The organism is Streptomyces sp. NPDC052016 (assembly GCF_044548445.1).
In the GTDB taxonomy this organism is placed as follows: domain Bacteria; phylum Actinomycetota; class Actinomycetes; order Streptomycetales; family Streptomycetaceae; genus Streptomyces.
Window position 1 is genome coordinate 103,706 of record NZ_JBIUBX010000011.1, and the last position, 16,241, is coordinate 119,946.

Sequence of the window (16,241 nt, forward strand, 5' to 3'; positions counted from 1 at the left end):
GACGTGGAGCCCCGGGCCGGACGCGGTTCGTGAGATTTTCCGAAGAATCCGGGATCGGGGACGGCTTCCTAACAACCCGCTCATAATTCGGACTTACGTTCTTCCTGTGACGGGACACGACGCGAACGGGCACGGGGACGGGCAGCGGGGCCGGCGGTCGAGAGCGCTCAAGGCCGTCGGCCTCGTCCTGGCGGGCACCCTCGTGGTGGGCGCCGGGGCGGCGGGCTGGGCCTACCGGCACCTGAACGACAACATCACGAGCGTCGACATCGACAACGCTCTCGGCGACAACCGTCCGGCGCGCGCCGTGACCACTCCGTCCCCGTCCGGCACGGCCTCCGCCACCCCGCTGCCCACGGAGGCCGTCAACATCCTGGTCCTCGGCTCGGACTCGCGCAGCGGCACGGAGAACCAGGAGCTCGGCGGCGGCGACAGCACCGGCGCCCGCTCCGACACCGCGATGGTGGTGCACATCGACGCCGGCCGCACCGGCGCCACCGTCGTCAGCATCCCGCGCGACACCCTCGTCACCCGCCCCTCCTGCCCGCTGCCCTCGGGCGGTTCGACGGCGGTGGCGTACGGCGCGATGTTCAACACCGCCTACGCCGTGGGTGGTCCGGTCTGCGCGGTGAAGACCGTCGAGTCGATGACGAACGTCCGCATGGACCATTTCGTCGAGGTCGACTTCTCGGGGTTCGCGAAGCTCGTGGACGCGCTCGGCGGGGTCACCGTCACCACCGCGCAGGACATCGACGACGAGGACAGCCGTCTGCGCCTCGCGGCCGGCACCCACCACCTCGACGGCACCCGGGCCCTCGCCCTGGCCCGCACCCGGCACGGCGTCGGCGACGGCAGCGACCTCGGCCGCATAGGCCTCCAGCAGACCCTGGTGAAGGCCCTGCTGGAACAGATCTCCTCCACCGACCTGCTGGCCGGCCCCACCCGCCTCTACCAGGTCGCCGACGCGATCACCGGCAGCCTCACCACCGACACCGGCCTGGACTCCCTCGCCGAACTCATGGAACTCGGCCAGAGCCTGAGGGGCCTGTCGGCCGAGAACGTCACGACCGTGACCATGCCGGTGGTGACGGCCCCGTCGGACCCCAACCGGGTGGTGGCCCGGGAACCGGCCGCCGGCGACCTGTGGGAGTCGCTCAACCAGGGGTGACCCGACGGGCGAGCAGCCCGTCCACCACCGCCTCCAGCTGCGCGGCCACGTCGTAGCCGGCCGTCACCTCCTCCCACCGGTCCGACAGGGAGGCCAGGCGGGGGAGTTCACCGGCGTCGTCCGGTGTGAGGAGCGACGGGAAGAACGGCTTGCGGCCGGGGTCGGCGGCGCGGCGGGCCTCGGCGCGCTGATGCGGTCGCGCGGGTCCTCGGGCAGCTCCGGACGCGGCACGGTCGCCGCCATGCCCGCCAGCGTGAGCATCAGCAGCTCGTGGCTCCGTGATGCTGGTCAACGTGCCGGTGGTGGCCGCCGCGCTGGCCCTCGCCCGGCCCGCCGTCCCGGCCGACACCGAACGCGCCCGTGGCCCCCGCCTCGACATCGCCGGCGCCCTGCTCGTCACCGCGGGGACGGCCCTTCTCGTGCTCGGGCTGGTCCGCACGGAGACGGACGGCTGGACGGCCTGGCAGTCGACAGGCGTCCTCGCCGCCGGGGCGGTCCTGCTGGCCGCGTTCGCGGTGACCGAGACCCGGGTACGGCAGCCGCTGCTGCGGCTGGGACTGCTGGCCCGGGGGCCGGTGCTCGCGGCGAACGTCTTCGCGCTGCTGATGTCGGCGGGCCAGTTCGCCGCGTTCTACTTCACGTCGCTGTACCTCCAGCAGGTCCTCGGCTACGGCCCGACGGCCGCCGGGAGCGCGTTCCTGCCGTTCTGCGCGGGCGTGGTGGCCGGGACCGTGATCGCGACGCGGGCGATGGCCCGGCTCGGCGCCGGCACGCTGCTCCTGGTGGGCGGGCTGCTCGGGGCCGTGGGCATCGCGCTGTTCGGGGCGACGGTGGCCGTGGGCGGCGGCTTCCTGCTCTCCGTGCTGCTGCCGTCGGCGGTCGCCGCCGTCGGCATCGGCATGTGCTTCGTCCCGCTGGGGACGGCGGCCACGGACGGGGTCGCCCCGGAGGAGACCGGCATGGCCTCGGGCCTGCTCACCAGCCCGCGCCAGGTCGGCGGGGCGGTCGGCCTGGGCGTGCGGGTGACGGTCGCGGCCGCGCACGACGGCGCGGGCGGGCGGCAGGGGCTGGCCGACGGGTACGCGGTGGCCTACTGGGTCTCGGCGGCGCTGCTCGCGGCGGGCGCGCTGGCGGCCGGGGCGCTGTACGGCGGGCGCCGACGTCCGGCGGCTCCGGACCCGGCCCCGAACCGGGCGGAAACACCTCGTGACCTGCGGAGACGACGGCCGGCAGACACGCCGGGAAAAAAGTGCAGAGGAATTCCGGCGAGCGTGTCGATCCGGCCGGGCCCCGTTCGACGTAAGGGTGAGAGGCCGGGAGCAGCCCGGTCCACGACGCGAGGAGTCACCATGCCCCGTTACCTGTCGCTCGTCCGGATCGACGAGACCGACGTCCCCACCGGCGGGCCGAGCCCCGAGCTGATGCAGCGGATGGGCGAGCTGATCGAGGAGATCACCAAGGCCGGCGTCATGCTCGACACCGCGGGGCTCCTGCCGACGGCCCAGGGCGTCCGCCTGCACCTGAAGGGCGGCGAGATCTCCTCCACCGACGGGCCCTTCACCGAGACCAAGGAGGTCATCGGCGGCTACGCGATCATGCAGTGCAAGGACAGGGCCGAGGCGCTCGAGTGGGGCAAGCGGTTCCTGAAGGTGCACGGCGACGAGTGGACCCTGACCCTGGAGATCCGGGAGATCGAGGAAGGCTGAGGTTCCTTTCCCCGGCAACGTGGGTGTTCGATGGTGGGCTGTGGAACAACAGCCCACCACCGGCGCCCGGGTGCCTCCCCGCGACGACCCGCGCGCCGCCATCGAAACCGTCTTCCGCCTCGAGTCCCCGCGTGTCATCGCCGCCGTGGCCCGCGTCGTCCGGGACGTCGGCCTCGCCGAGGAACTGGCGCAGGACGCCCTGGTCGCCGCCCTGGAGCGGTGGCCGCACGACGGGGTGCCGGACAACCCCGGCGCCTGGCTCACCGCCACCGCCAAGCACCGCGCCGTCGACCTGGTCCGGCGCCGGGAGACGTACGCCCGCAAGCTCGCCGAGATCGGCCGCGACCTGGAGACGGCGGCGCCCCCGCCGGAGCCCACCGCCTCCTACGACCCCGACGACATCGACGACGACCTGCTCCGCCTCGTCTTCACCGCCTGCCACCCGGTGCTGTCCGCCGAGGCCCGCATCGCCCTCACCCTGCGCCTGCTCGGCGGTCTGACCACGGCCGAGATCGCCCGCGCCTTCCTGGTGCCGGAACCGACGGTCGCGCAGCGCATCGTCCGCGCCAAGCGCACACTCGCCACGAGGAACATCGCCTTCGAGGTGCCGTACGGACCCGACCGCGAGGCCCGGCTCGGCTCGGTCCTCGACGTCATCTACCTGATCTTCAACGAGGGGTACGCGGCCACGGCAGGCGACGACCTGCTGCGCCCCGCCCTGTGCGAGGACGCCCTGCGGCTGGCCCGGCAGCTCGCGGCGCTGATGCCCAAGGAGCCCGAAGTGCACGGCCTGGCGGCGCTGCTGGAGTTCCAGGCGTCCCGCACGTCCGCCCGCACCGACCCCGACGGCGTGCCCGTCCTCCTCCAGGACCAGAACCGCCGCCGCTGGAACCGCATGCTCATCGCCCGGGGCGTCGCCGCTCTCTCCCGCGCCGGGGCCACCGCCACGGGCGCCCCCGGCCCGTACGCCCTCCAGGCCGCCATCGCCGCCTGCCACGCGCACGCGTACACCTACGAGGAGACCGACTGGCCGACCATCGCCACCCTCTACGGCCTCCTGGTGGCCCGCACCCGGTCCGCGGTCGTGGAGCTCAACCGCGCGGTGGCCGTGTCCATGGCGGAGGGTCCGGCCCCGGCCCTGGAGATCGTCGACGCCCTCGCCGACGAACCCGCCCTGCGCGACTACCACCTGCTGCCCAGCGTCCGCGGCGACCTGCTGCTGCGCCTGGGCCGTACGGCGGAGGCGCGGACGGAGTTCGCACGGGCGGCGGCCCTGACCGCCAACGAGCGGGAACGGGAGCTGCTGCTGCGCAGGGCGGAACAGGCGGGTGACCGAGGGGACGCCTGACGGAGCGGGCGGGTGACGGACCGGGCGGGTGACCGAGGGGACGCCTGACGGAGCGGGCGGTGGACCGCGGGAGCGCCTGACGGACCGGGCGGGTGACGGACCGGGAGGGCGACCGGTCAGGCGGGGTGACCGATCAGCATGGTCGGCGCCCCCGCCACCCGTGTCAGGAACACCGTCGCCGCGTTCGGCCCCTGCGGCTTGACCTTCTTGCGCAGTTCCTCCGGCTCGACGGCCGACCCCCGCTTCTTCACGGTCAGGATCCCCACCTCCCGCTCCCTGAGCAGCGCCTTGAGCTTCTTGACGTTGAAGGGGAGCTGGTCGGTGATCTCGTAGGCGGAGGCGTACGGGGTGACGTGCCGCTCGTCGGCGGTGACGTAGGCGATGGTCGGGTCGATCAGCCCGCCTTCCAGGTCCTCGGCCACCTCGGCGACCAGATGGGCGCGAATGACGGCGCCGTCGGGCTCGTACAGGTACCGTCCCACGGGGCGGACCCGGGGATCGGGCAGCATGGTGTCGGGCGAGGCCCACAGGCCGGCTTCCGCGGGCAGCAGCATCGCCCGCCGTGCCCCGGGTGTCCTGCCCCCGCCGAACCACAGCACGGCCTCCTTCACGTCCCCTCCGTCCGAGATCCATTCGGCCTCGGCCTCGGCGGGGATCGCCTCGTGCGGGATACCGGGCGCGATCTTGAGGGCGGCGAGCGGGGCCCGGAGCGCGGCGGAGACGGCCCAGGACAGCGGAGGGGAGTAGGCCTCGGGGTCGAAGATCCGGCCGCGCGCGCCGGAACGCCGGGCGGGGTCGACGAAGACGGCGTCGTACGGGGACGTGTCGACCTCCGTCACATCCGCCTCGCGCACCTCGATCAGGTCGGCGAGGCCGAGCGCGGCGGCGTTCGCGCGGGCCGCCTCGCAGGTCAGCGGATCCCGGTCGACGGCCAGCACTCGGATCCCGGCGCGGGCGAACGCCAGGGCGTCCCCGCCGATCCCGCAGCACAGGTCCGCGACGGAGCGGATGCCCATAGCCCGGAAGCACTCGGCCCGATAGGCCGCCACGCTGGCCCGGGTCGACTGCTCGACCCCGTTCGGCGTGAAGAACATCCGCTCCGCGTCCTCGGCCCCGAACTTCGCCGCCGCCCGCTGCCGCAGCCGGGCCTGCCCGAGTGCGGCGGAGACGAGGTCGGCGGGGTGCTCGCGGCGCAGCCGGGTGGCGACGGCGAGTTCGTCGGCCGGTGCGGTGCCGCGGACGGCGTCGAGGAGGGCGCGGCCCTCGGGGGTGAGGAGGGGAGCGAGGTCGTTCACCGGCTCATTGTGGGCCACTCGGTGGATGGTGCGCCTCCGGCCGCGGTGTCGGGCCGGGTCCGAGGAGGCGTGCTGCGAGGATCCGGCGCCATGGGATCAGTCGTACAAAACGATAAAAAGGTCGCCCGTCGGGCAAGGATCCGGGGCGGAATCGCCGTCCTCGCGCTGACCGCCATCGCCTCCGGCTGTGCACAGGGCGGCGGAGGACCCGCCGGAAGCCGTCCCGCCGCCGGCCAGCAGCCAGGACAGGCCCCACCGGAGCGCGCCCTGGACAAGTACGCGGACGAGCTGCGCGCCGACCACGCGACCCGGGTCGCGGCGGCGAAACGCTGGGGTCTGAAGAAGGTCCCGCTGGTGGCCCCCGCACCCCCCGAGAAGAAACCGCGCATCACCACCCGCGACGGCTTCGAGGTCGACGGGCACGAGGAACTGGGCCTGCCCCCCGTCTTCACCACCGTCCCCACCAAGGACAAGGTCGTCTTCCTCACCATCGACGACGGCGCCGAGAAGGACCCGGCGTTCCTGCGCATGATGACCGAGCTGCGCGTCCCGTACACCGCCTTCCTCAGCGACTACCTCGTCAAGGAGAACTACGACTACTTCGAGAAGATGCAGGACGCGGGGGTGGGCCTGAACAACCACACCCTCCATCACCCCTATCTGCCGGGCCTGTCCTACAAGCGCCAGAAGCACGAGATCTGCGGCATGCAGGACGTGATCGAGGAGCGCTACGGCAAGCGGCCCACCCTCTTTCGTCCGCCGTTCGGCACCTACAACCGCGACACCCTGCGTGCCGCGAAGGCCTGCGGGGTGAAGTACGCGCCACTGTGGAACGAGGAGGTCTTCGTCGACCGCTGGGAGTACCGCGAGTGGGACCGCGACCTCCACCCCGGCGACATCGTCCTGAGCCACTTCCGCGGCCGGGAGGACTGGAAGGGCTCGATGCCCGACATGATCCGCCGGTTCCTGAACAAGGTCACGGAGAAGGGATACGCGGTGGCACGCCTGGAGGACTACCTGTGAGAACGCGGGGGCCGGTGGCCGTGGCGGCGGCGACCGCACTGCTGACCGTGCTGACGGCACTGACCGGTTGCGCCCGGTCCGTCGACATGGGTGAACCGGGCGAGAAGGCGCCGGAGCGGGTACGACCGCACGGCTCGGACGCCCGACGGCCTTCCCCGCCTCCGGCTCCGCCGGAACGGGAGGACCTCCATCGCCGCTGGGGCCTGACGGCCCCCCTGGCCCCCGCGCCCGCCCACCCCTCGAGACCGCTGTTCCGCAGCCCCGCGGACGCGGACCTCCCGCCCGTCGTCGACCACGTCCCCACCCGCGACAGGGTCGTCTTCCTCACCTACGACGACGGCGCTGAACGCGACCCCCGGTTCATCGACATGGTCCGTGAACTCCGCCTCCCCGTGAGCATGTTCCTCACGGACAGCGTGGTCGGCCCCGGCTACGCCCACTTCGCCCGGCTCCGCTCCGTCGGCGCGAGCCTGCAGAACCACACCCTCGACCACGCGGCCCTGAGGGGCCTGCCCTACGCCGGCCAGCGCGCCGAGATCTGCGGCCAGCAGGACAAACTCAAGTCCCGCTTCGGCCTGCGCCCCCGCTTCTTCCGCCCGCCCTACGGCACGTACGACACCACCACCCTGCGCGCCGCCGCCGACTGCGGCATCACCGCGATCGTCCTCTGGCGCGTCTCGATGGGCCCCACGGACCTCGCCTACACCCACGGCACCGACCGCCTTCGCCCGGGCGACATCATCGCCGTCGACCCGGACGAGTCCCTGGGACCGACCCTGAGGGAGCGGACGACGAGGCTGCTCCGGCGGGTGCAGGAGCACGGTCTGACGGTGGGCCGGCTGGAGGACTACCTGTAGGTCACCGGGAGCGCGGGCGTTCGCGGGCTGTCCGGCCGGGCCTTCCGGAGACGGGCGGCAGCCCCCGCGACGGCCGCGCCGGCGCCGGGTGGACGACCCGCACAGCCACCGAATTCACGGCGACGCGCGGCGGGCATTGGCACTCCGCTTGACCGAGTGCTAATCGCGGTCATAGTCTCGGCTCTGGCACTCCCCACTGGAGAGTGCCAACAACGCGACGGGCAGGTCCGGCACCCGCGACGACGGATCGACCTGGTCGCCACCTCAGACAGTTAACCCCGTGAGATCTCCGAAGGGGGAGGTCGGATCGTGACGACCGCCAGCTCCAAGGTTGCCATCAAGCCGCTCGAGGACCGCATCGTGGTCCAGCCGCTCGACGCCGAGCAGACCACGGCCTCTGGCCTGGTCATCCCGGACACCGCGAAGGAGAAGCCCCAGGAGGGCGCCGTCCTCGCCGTGGGCCCGGGCCGCTTCGAGAACGGCGAGCGCCTGCCGCTCGACGTCAAGGTCGGCGACGTCGTCCTGTACAGCAAGTACGGCGGCACCGAGGTGAAGTACAACGGCGAGGAGTACCTCGTCCTCTCGGCTCGCGACGTCCTCGCGATCATCGAGAAGTAAGTCACCCGGACATACCGGAAGCACATTTCGTTGCTTGACGCTGCGCCCCTGGCCCCCGCGACCACATAAGAAGCCGGGCGCCCGGGGCGCAGTGCATTTTTCACCCACAGAATTCCGAGAGGGCTCCCGCTGTCATGGCGAAGATCCTGAAGTTCGACGAGGACGCCCGTCGCGCCCTCGAGCGCGGCGTCAACAAGCTGGCCGACACGGTCAAGGTGACGATCGGCCCCAAGGGCCGCAACGTCGTCATCGACAAGAAGTTCGGTGCCCCCACCATCACCAACGACGGTGTCACGATCGCCCGCGAGGTGGAGATCGAGGACCCGTACGAGAACCTCGGCGCCCAGCTGGTGAAGGAGGTGGCGACCAAGACCAACGACATCGCGGGTGACGGCACCACCACCGCCACCGTCCTGGCCCAGGCCCTGGTCCGCGAGGGCCTGAAGAACGTCGCCGCCGGCGCCTCCCCGGCCGCCCTGAAGAAGGGCATCGACGCCGCGGTCAAGGCCGTCTCCGACGACCTGCTCGCCTCGGCCCGCCCGATCGACGAGAAGTCCGACATCGCCGCCGTCGCCGCGCTGTCCGCCCAGGACCAGCAGGTCGGCGAGCTCATCGCCGAGGCGATGGACAAGGTCGGCAAGGACGGTGTCATCACCGTCGAGGAGTCCAACACCTTCGGTCTGGAGCTGGACTTCACCGAGGGCATGGCCTTCGACAAGGGCTACCTGTCGCCGTACTTCGTGACGGACCAGGAGCGCATGGAGGCCGTCCTGGAGGACCCGTACATCCTCATCAACCAGGGCAAGATCTCCTCCATCGCCGACCTGCTGCCGCTGCTGGAGAAGGTCATCCAGACCAACTCCTCCAAGCCGCTGCTGATCATCGCCGAGGACGTCGAGGGCGAGGCCCTCTCCACCCTCGTCGTGAACAAGATCCGCGGCACCTTCAACGCGGTCGCCGTCAAGGCTCCGGGCTTCGGTGACCGCCGCAAGGCGATGCTGCAGGACATGGCGACCCTGACCGGCGCCACCGTCATCTCCGAGGAGGTCGGCCTCAAGCTCGACCAGGTCGGCGTCGACGTGCTCGGCTCCGCCCGCCGCGTCACCGTCACCAAGGACGACACCACGATCGTCGACGGCGCCGGCAACTCCGCGGACGTCCAGGGCCGCGTCGCGCAGATCAAGGCCGAGATCGAGAACACCGACTCCGACTGGGACCGCGAGAAGCTCCAGGAGCGCCTCGCGAAGCTGGCCGGCGGCGTGTGCGTGATCAAGGTCGGCGCCGCCACCGAGGTGGAGCTGAAGGAGAAGAAGCACCGTCTGGAGGACGCCATCTCCGCGACCCGCGCCGCGGTCGAGGAGGGCATCGTCTCCGGTGGTGGCTCCGCGCTGGTCCACGCCGTCAAGGTCCTCGAGGGCAACCTCGACAAGACCGGCGACGAGGCCACCGGTGTCTCCGTCGTCCGCCGCGCCGCCGTCGAGCCGCTGCGCTGGATCGCCGAGAACGCCGGCCTCGAGGGCTACGTCATCGTCTCCAAGGTCGCCGAGCTCGAGAAGGGCAACGGCTACAACGCCGCCACCGGCGAGTACACCGACCTGGTCAAGGCCGGCGTCATCGACCCGGTGAAGGTCACCCGCTCCGCCCTGGAGAACGCCGCCTCCATCGCCTCCCTCCTCCTCACGACCGAGACCCTGGTCGTCGAGAAGAAGGAAGAGGAGGAGCCGGCCGCCGCGGGTCACGGCCACGGGCACGCCCACTGAGCGCACCGCTCGTAGCCGAGCCGGTCGCTCGTGGCCGGCCGGTCGTAGAGCCGGCCGGTCGTAGGCCACACGCAGAGGGCCCCGCCCCGCACACCCGTGCGGGACGGGGCCTTCCGCTTCACTGCACCTCGCGGGCTACTGCCCGAGTACCCCCAACTGCTCCATCAGCCCCGCCCGGTCGTACTGCCACCACGCCTCGCAGATCTGGCCGCCCCGCAACCGGTGCCAGGTCATGCCGGTCATGCTGACCTCCTGACCGGTCGCCGGGATTCCCAGGAAGTCGCCCTTGTGCCGGCCCTGCCACGTCCAGCGCGTGCAGACCAGGTCGTCCTCGGCGACCTGCGCGTCCACCCGCACCTTGAAGTCGAAGGCCCGCCGCCAGCCCAGGACCTCGTCGCGCGCCGCCCGCAGCCCGGTGTCCTGCGGATTGGCGGGGTCGTGGTCGACGTAGTCGTCCGTGATCCGCTCGAACAGCCGGTCGATGGGGGCCCGTCCGAGGTCCTCGAAGAACTCACGCGCCACCACACGGTTGAGCTGCTCGTCCCGTACGACGTCCAGGTCGGTGAAGGTGGGCATCTCGTCGCACAGGGCCACCATCTCCCGGAAGATCCGGTCGGTCTCCGGGAGGTTCGAGTTCCGCATCGCCTCCTCGTACGACGGGAACTCCACGATCTCGATGAGGTGCGACGCGTCCGACCGGTCCTTGGCGACCAGCGCGTGCGTCGCGGTGCGCTTCCCCTTGGTCTGTGCGACCCATGAATCCAGCAACCGGTTCATCTCGTCGAACCGGCTCGTCCTGCAGTCGATGAGCTGTACGAATGTCATGCACCGCCTCCGGCCCCCCTGGGTCCGGTCATGTCACGGCCATTTTCCCACCGGAGCGCCGACGCCACCCGCCCACGGCCCCTACTGGGGCCCGTACTTCCGCCCCGTCCGGGAACTGATCCCGCCGAGCATCCCCCTCGGCACCACCTTCACGACGCCCATCAGCGCCTTGTACCGCGGGTCCGGAACCGAGACCGTCTTCCCGCGCGCCAGATCGTGCAGCGCTGCCGCCACCAGCTTGTCGGCGTCCAGCCACATCCACTTCGGGATGTTGTCCGTCCCCATCCCGGCCCGATCGTGGAACTCCGTCCGCACGAACCCCGGGCACAGCGCCATCAGCCGCACCCCGCTGCCCGCGAGGTCCTTCGCGGCCCCCTGCGTGAACTGCACGACCCATGCCTTGGACGCCCCGTACGTCCCGCGCGGCACGAAGGCGGCCACCGAGGCGACGTTGACGACGCCCCCGCGCTCCCGCTCCCGCATCGCCGTGGTCGCCGCCGACGTCAGCCGCAGCACCGCCTCGCAGTGCACCTTGAGCATCTTCAGCTCGTCGGCCATCGACACGTCGAGGTAGCGGCCCTTGTTGCCGAAGCCCGCGTTGTTGATCAGCAGGTCGACGGGGTTCTTGCGGTCGCCGAGCCGGGCGGCCACGCCCTCGATGCCCTGGTCCTCGGCCAGGTCGGCGGTCAGCACCTCCGCCTCGATGCCGTGCCGGTCGTGCAACTCGGTCGCCTGCTCCCGCAGCCGCTTGGTGTCCCGTGCGACGAGGACGAGGTCGTGCCCGTCCGCCGCCAGCCGCCGCGCGAACGCGGCACCGATGCCCGCGGTCGAACCCGTAATCAGAGCCGTTGTCATGGCAGAAGGGTAGTGACCCGGACTGACGGAGTCCGCTCTCTGCACGGCGCCTCCCGAAGGTGAAGGAGCCGTGCGCGCGCCGCCGCCGTGCAAGCGGTTCAGCCCCCCTGCTCCGCCACGTACTCGCGGGCCTGCGCCAGCGTCTCCGCGTGCAGTGCCTCGCCCGCCGCCAGCAGCCGGGGCAGCAGCTCCCGGTGTGTGGTGACCGCCTGGAACTGCATCCGCGCCGTCACCTCGTGCTCCGGAAGGTGGACGATCTCCACCGCATCCCCCGCACGGATCTCGCCCGGCACGATCACCCGCAGGTACGCGCCCGTCGCGGCCTTCCGCGTGAAACGCCTGACCCAGCCCTTCTCGCCCACATGACCCTGGAAGGTGAGGCAGGGAATCCGCCCGGCCGTCACCTCCAGCACCACCTCCGAGCCGATCCGCCAGCGCTCGCCGATCCGTGCGCCGGAGACGTCCAGGCCGATGGTGGTGAGGTTCTCGCCGAACGCACCGTTGGCCAGCGTGCGCCCCAGTTCGCGCTCCCAGTCGTCGAGGTCCTCACGGGCGACGGCGTACACCGCCTGGTCGTTCCCGCCGTGGTGCCGCAGGTTGCACACCGCGTCCCCGGCGAGACCACTGCCCGCCGTGCCCTTCGGCCCGGGCGCCGCGACCCGCACCGGCCCCTCGACCGGCCGCTTGTCGATGCCGGTGATCCCTTCGGGGTGGCTCGTGTACGGCACGCTCTTCGCCCGGCCCACGTTCACAGACAGAAGCCTCATGACCAGCACGGTAAAGGCCGACGGTCAAAGTGTCGACGCATTATTCTCCGCCGTACCCAAGAATCGCTTATGCTCGAAGGGTGATCGAGGCCCGTCATCTCCGTGTGCTGCGCGCCGTGGCCACCACCGGCTCCTTCTCGGCTGCGGGACGCGAGCTGGGCTGCACCCAGCCGGCGGTCAGCCAGCAGATGAAGGCCCTGGAGGCGTCCGTCGGCACGCCCCTGCTCGTGCGCAGCGGCCGCGAGATGCGGCTGACCCAGGCGGGCGAGGCCCTCGTTCGGCACGCGGCCGGGATCCTCGCGGGGCTCACCGCCGCCGAGGAGGAGGTCGCCGCGATCGCCGGCCTCCGCGCCGGCCGCGTCCGCCTCGTCTCCTTCCCGAGCGGCAGCTCCACGCTCGTCCCCACCGCCCTGGCCGCCCTGCGCGCCGCCCACCCCGGCACCCGGGTCTCCCTCGAGGAGGCCGAGCCGCCCGAGTCCGTCGACAGGCTGCGCGCCGGCGACTGCGACGTCGCCCTCGCTTTCCGCTACGAGGACGCGGCGCGCGCCGAGGAGTGGGCCGACCTGGTCGTGCGCCCGCTGCTGACGGACCGGCTGGTCGCCCTCGTACCGGAACGCCACCGCCTCGCGCGCGCGGAGTCCCTCGCCATCGGCGAGCTCGCTCGGGAGTCGTGGATCGCCGGCTGCCCGCGCTGCCGGGGCCAGCTCGTGGAGGTGTGCGAGGGCGCGGGCTTCACTCCCCGCATCGACTTCGCGACCGACGACTACCCGGCGGTCGCCGGCCTGGTGGGCGCCGGTCTCGGCGTCGCCGTCCTGCCCCAGCTCGCGATCGAGTCCGTACGGCCCCGTGGGGCGCGCGCGGTGACGCTGGAGCCGGCGGTGCGGAGGGAGATCGTCGCGCTGACGCTGCCCGACCTGGCCCAGGTGCCGGCGGTCGCGGCGACGCTCGAGCACCTGGGGCGGGCGGCCGCGCGGTAGCGGCACGGCGGTCGGGGTGCGGCTGTGGGGCACAGCGGTGGGGTGCGGCGGTAGGGCACAGCAGTGGGGTGCGGCGGCGGAGGCGCGGCGGTGGAGGCTCGAAAGGCGCCGCCCGGCCGGGGCGCAACGGCTCAAGGGCACGCGCGCGTGCGTGCCCAAGGTTGTGCAGAAACGTTACTTCAGGCGTTCGGCGCGGTGTCTCCACTGGTCGACGCCGTTACCAGGCGATGCCGCGCTCGGCCCATGAGCTCTTCGCGCTCGTCCTCGGTCAGCCCGCCCCACACGCCGTACGGCTCTCTGACCGCCAGGGCGTGCGCCGCGCACTGCGCGCGGACCGGGCACCTCATGCAGACCTCCTTGGCCGAGTTCTCGCGAGCGCTCCGCGCCGCCCCGCGCTCACCCTCCGGGTGGAAGAAGAGCGAACTGTCCACCCCGCGGCAGGCAGCCAGGAGCTGCCAGTCCCACAGGTCCGCGTTCGGTCCGGGAAGGCGAGAGAAATCTGCCATTGCGTGACCCCTTGTAGCCGTGCTGAGCGGATACGGTGCCCACGACCGTACAACTACGATCTAAGGAGATGAAAATATGACTCATTGCGAATCTAGCCTCAGACACCAGTGAATGGGAAGAAATGGGGCTAATCGGGGCATCGGTTGTGATGAAAGCTTGAGGGTCCGTGTGGCTGTCTCCACCGTGTCCGCCCCCTCACGTAGAGTGCCGAAGACTGCATGTAGCCCCGTAACTCTTTCGAGTGACCATCGTTGAGAGTGCGGAGGCGGTTGAAAACACAAACGCTCGGGCAGGCGTCCGAGACGGTCGACCGCACAGGTGACGATTCGTACCAGCCTGGAGGCACAAGGTGACGCGCATCAGCTGCGGAGGGCGGCCATGACTTCCGTCCTCGTCTGCGACGACTCCCCGCTTGCCCGAGAGGCGCTCCGCCGCGCGGTCGCGACCGTGCCCGGCGTCGAGCGCGTGACGACGGCTGCCAACGGCGAGGAAGTCCTCCGCCGCTGGGGCGCCGACCGCTCGGACCTGATTCTGATGGATGTGCGCATGCCCGGACTGGGAGGCGTCGAGACCGTCCGGCGGCTGCTGTCCGCCGACCCCGGCGCGCGCATCATCATGCTGACCGTCGCCGAGGACCTCGACGGCGTCGCCCTCGCGGTCGCCGCCGGGGCCCGCGGTTACCTGCACAAGGACGCCTCACGCGCCGAACTGCGCGCGACCGTCACCCAGGCCCTCGCCGACCCGACCTGGCGGCTCGCCCCGCGTCGGCTGCGCTCCGCCGAGATGGGCGCCGCGCCGACGCTCACGGCGCGTGAGATCCAGGTCCTGGAGGGCATGAGCCACGGCCGTTCCAACGCCGAGATCGGTCGCGAGCTGTTCCTCTCCGAGGACACCGTCAAGACCCACGCCCGCCGGCTGTTCAAGAAGCTCGGCGCCTCCGACCGGGCGCACGCCGTGGCGCTCGGCTTCCGCTGGGGGCTCGTCCGCTGACGCGGACCCGTCAGGCACGGCCCCCTGTCGGCCCGGCCCTCTCGGGGGCACGCCCCACATCGGTGAGGCGAGCGGGGCGACCGTGCCACCCCTCGTTCGGGCCTGCTCCGCTGAGAATGCGGACGGATGCAGGGCGGGCGGGGGCGATGCGGTGGGCGCGCTCCGTCTCCCCGGTCCGATCCGGGTCCGGTCCGCGGGGCAAGGTCCGCGGGGCGAGTCCCGGGCGCGGAGTGCTGTCGGGAGCGGTGCGGCGCCGGAGAACCGAGCGCGGGAGCGGTGCCGTCGGTGATCCGAGCCCTGACATGGCGACGTCGGTGATCCAAGCGTGGACACGGCGACGTCGGTGGATCCGAGCGCGGTGACGCCGGTGCACCGAGCGGTGACACAGCGGTACCGCGGTGCGGGCCCGCCCGGGCGGTGAAGCGTGCGGATATGCGATGGACCGGGTGTCGTACACGACGCACCCGCCCAGGTCCTTCGCCCGGCCCGCCGGGCAGGCCCGGGCAGGCCCGGGCAGGCCCGGGCAGGCCCGGGTGCGGGCCCTTTCGAAACAGGCCGACCTGGCCGATCTCGGCCGGAGGGAGCGGGTCATGGGTGAAGCTCCCTGGTCGCACGGGGTCGAGACCCCTCGGCGACCATCCGTCCGCCGGCCGGTGGACGGGGGCGGCCCAGGGCCCCGTCAGGTGCCCGCTGCTCGTTTCGCCGCGGATGCCGCATCCTTGAGGTGTGGAGTTCCTCGGGGACGAGTCGGTCGAGCGGAAGGGGAGGGCGCAGGGGATGAGTTCCGGCGCACCTGCTCATAACGCTTCAGTGCACAACGACGGGCGTGGTGCCGCGGACCGGACGGCCGCAAGGCACCATGGACCGATGCGCGAAGACGAGGCGGCGCGTCCGCAAGGGGCGATCGGCGCACTCGTGCATCGCGCCGTCGACGGGGACGAGCAGGCCACGCACGACCTGCTGGCCCACGTCCACCCGCTCGCGCTGCGCTACTGCCGCACGCGGCTGTCGCGTCTCCCCGGCGACGCACGTCACTTCGTGGAGGACCTCGCGCAGGAGGTCTGCGTGGCCGTCCTCCTCGCCCTCCCGCGCTACCGGGACACGGGCCGTCCCTTCGAGGCCTTCGTCTTCGCCATCGCCGCCCACAAGGTCGCCGACCTCCAGCGCGCGGCGATGCGCCACCCGGGCTCGACCGCGGTCCCGTCCGACGAGATGCCCGAGCGGCCGGACGACTCGCTGGGCCCGGAGGAGCGGGCCCTGCTGAGCAGCGACGCCGAATGGGCGAAGAAACTGCTGGCCAACCTGCCGGAGAACCAGCGCGAGCTGCTCCTGCTGCGCATCGCGGTGGGTCTCACGGCGGAGGAGACGGGCCAGATGTTGGGAATGTCACCCGGGGCGGTCCGCGTGGCCCAGCACCGCGCGCTGAGCAGGCTGCGGGCGCTCGCCGAGCAGTAGTCCCCTGGCCAGGGGCGCCTTGCTTGAACAGGCGCCCTCACCGTTCCGTACGAACATACGAAGCTCGCGGTCATCCAGGGCCGTGGAATC

At 72.0% G+C, this 16,241-nt stretch carries 16 protein-coding genes and 1 pseudogene; 11 read left to right on the top strand and 6 right to left on the bottom strand.

The window, feature by feature from the left end; genetic code table 11:
• The first annotated feature begins 106 nt into the window (after positions 1–106).
• Positions 107–1,168, top strand: coding sequence for an LCP family protein (locus ACIHAR_RS15840; RefSeq protein ID WP_400019776.1), 1,062 nt, complete (start codon positions 107–109; stop codon positions 1,166–1,168).
• Here the strand turns inward: ACIHAR_RS15840 and ACIHAR_RS15845 are convergent.
• A complete protein-coding gene (locus ACIHAR_RS15845) occupies positions 1,155–1,460 on the bottom strand; it encodes a hypothetical protein (RefSeq protein WP_400019778.1) in 306 nt (101 codons plus the stop codon). The two genes, ACIHAR_RS15840 and ACIHAR_RS15845, sit on opposite strands and share 14 nt — an antisense overlap.
• Here ACIHAR_RS15845 and ACIHAR_RS15850 point away from each other — a divergent pair.
• The 3 genes and pseudogenes from ACIHAR_RS15850 to ACIHAR_RS15860 all read left to right on the top strand — a co-directional run.
• A pseudogene (locus ACIHAR_RS15850) lies at positions 1,450–2,118 on the top strand (MFS transporter); the annotation flags it as partial. The gene ACIHAR_RS15845 and the pseudogene ACIHAR_RS15850 overlap by 11 nt on opposite strands.
• A gap of 399 nt (positions 2,119–2,517) precedes the next feature.
• Positions 2,518–2,874 carry a YciI family protein gene (locus ACIHAR_RS15855; protein ID WP_365469908.1) on the top strand — a complete coding sequence of 119 codons (357 nt, stop codon included), beginning with the start codon at positions 2,518–2,520 and terminating at the stop codon, positions 2,872–2,874.
• A 40-nt stretch (positions 2,875–2,914) separates the two neighbouring features.
• Positions 2,915–4,222 (top strand): RNA polymerase sigma factor, encoded by a 1,308-nt coding sequence (locus tag ACIHAR_RS15860; RefSeq protein ID WP_400019781.1) that lies wholly within the window; start codon positions 2,915–2,917, stop codon positions 4,220–4,222.
• A gap of 116 nt (positions 4,223–4,338) precedes the next feature.
• On the opposite strand, the gene ACIHAR_RS15865 is transcribed toward ACIHAR_RS15860, so the two are convergent.
• Positions 4,339–5,517, bottom strand: coding sequence for a methyltransferase domain-containing protein (locus tag ACIHAR_RS15865; protein ID WP_400019783.1), 1,179 nt, complete (start codon positions 5,515–5,517; stop codon positions 4,339–4,341).
• 90 nt (positions 5,518–5,607) lie between these two features.
• On the opposite strand from ACIHAR_RS15865, the gene ACIHAR_RS15870 reads away from it, so the two are divergent.
• The 4 genes from ACIHAR_RS15870 (at position 5,608) to groL (ending at position 9,775) form a co-directional block, all read left to right on the top strand.
• On the top strand, positions 5,608–6,540 hold the full coding sequence (locus ACIHAR_RS15870) for a polysaccharide deacetylase family protein (protein ID WP_400019785.1): 933 nt from the start codon (positions 5,608–5,610) through the stop codon (positions 6,538–6,540).
• Positions 6,537–7,397 (top strand): polysaccharide deacetylase family protein, encoded by an 861-nt coding sequence (locus tag ACIHAR_RS15875; RefSeq protein ID WP_400019788.1) that lies wholly within the window; start codon positions 6,537–6,539, stop codon positions 7,395–7,397. Before ACIHAR_RS15870 ends, ACIHAR_RS15875 begins: the two co-directional genes overlap by 4 nt.
• Positions 7,398–7,706: 309 nt before the next feature.
• A complete protein-coding gene (gene groES / locus ACIHAR_RS15880) occupies positions 7,707–8,015 on the top strand; it encodes a co-chaperone GroES (protein ID WP_039652762.1) in 309 nt (102 codons plus the stop codon).
• A gap of 134 nt (positions 8,016–8,149) precedes the next feature.
• Entirely contained in the window at positions 8,150–9,775 is a 1,626-nt protein-coding gene (gene groL, locus ACIHAR_RS15885; RefSeq protein WP_365469893.1) for a chaperonin GroEL, read from the top strand.
• A 135-nt stretch (positions 9,776–9,910) separates the two neighbouring features.
• On the opposite strand, the gene ACIHAR_RS15890 is transcribed toward groL, so the two are convergent.
• From ACIHAR_RS15890 to ACIHAR_RS15900, 3 genes are all read right to left on the bottom strand, one after another.
• Positions 9,911–10,600 carry an ester cyclase gene (locus tag ACIHAR_RS15890; RefSeq protein WP_388756510.1) on the bottom strand — a complete coding sequence of 230 codons (690 nt, stop codon included), beginning with the start codon at positions 10,598–10,600 and terminating at the stop codon, positions 9,911–9,913.
• Positions 10,601–10,681: 81 nt separating this feature from the next.
• On the bottom strand, positions 10,682–11,455 hold the full coding sequence (locus ACIHAR_RS15895) for an SDR family oxidoreductase (protein WP_365469888.1): 774 nt from the start codon (positions 11,453–11,455) through the stop codon (positions 10,682–10,684).
• Between the two features lie 98 nt (positions 11,456–11,553).
• A complete protein-coding gene (locus ACIHAR_RS15900; RefSeq protein WP_365469885.1) occupies positions 11,554–12,222 on the bottom strand; it encodes an MOSC domain-containing protein in 669 nt (222 codons plus the stop codon).
• A gap of 80 nt (positions 12,223–12,302) precedes the next feature.
• Here ACIHAR_RS15900 and ACIHAR_RS15905 point away from each other — a divergent pair, with 80 nt between their 5' ends.
• The gene (locus ACIHAR_RS15905; protein WP_400019792.1) at positions 12,303–13,199 is read left to right on the top strand and encodes a LysR family transcriptional regulator; all 897 of its coding nucleotides are present in this window, start codon (positions 12,303–12,305) and stop codon (positions 13,197–13,199) included.
• 179 nt (positions 13,200–13,378) lie between these two features.
• Here the strand turns inward: ACIHAR_RS15905 and ACIHAR_RS15910 are convergent, their stop codons facing one another.
• Positions 13,379–13,705 carry a WhiB family transcriptional regulator gene (locus ACIHAR_RS15910; RefSeq protein WP_365461906.1) on the bottom strand — a complete coding sequence of 109 codons (327 nt, stop codon included), beginning with the start codon at positions 13,703–13,705 and terminating at the stop codon, positions 13,379–13,381.
• A 379-nt stretch (positions 13,706–14,084) separates the two neighbouring features.
• Here ACIHAR_RS15910 and ACIHAR_RS15915 point away from each other — a divergent pair, with 379 nt between their 5' ends.
• Both ACIHAR_RS15915 and ACIHAR_RS15920 read left to right on the top strand, forming a co-directional pair.
• Complete coding sequence (locus tag ACIHAR_RS15915) at positions 14,085–14,696, top strand: response regulator transcription factor (protein ID WP_003948568.1); 612 nt, start codon at positions 14,085–14,087, stop codon at positions 14,694–14,696.
• A gap of 867 nt (positions 14,697–15,563) precedes the next feature.
• Positions 15,564–16,151, top strand: a complete 588-nt coding sequence (locus tag ACIHAR_RS15920) for a sigma-70 family RNA polymerase sigma factor (protein WP_365461904.1) — start codon at positions 15,564–15,566, stop codon at positions 16,149–16,151.
• Positions 16,152–16,241: the final 90 nt, after the last annotated feature.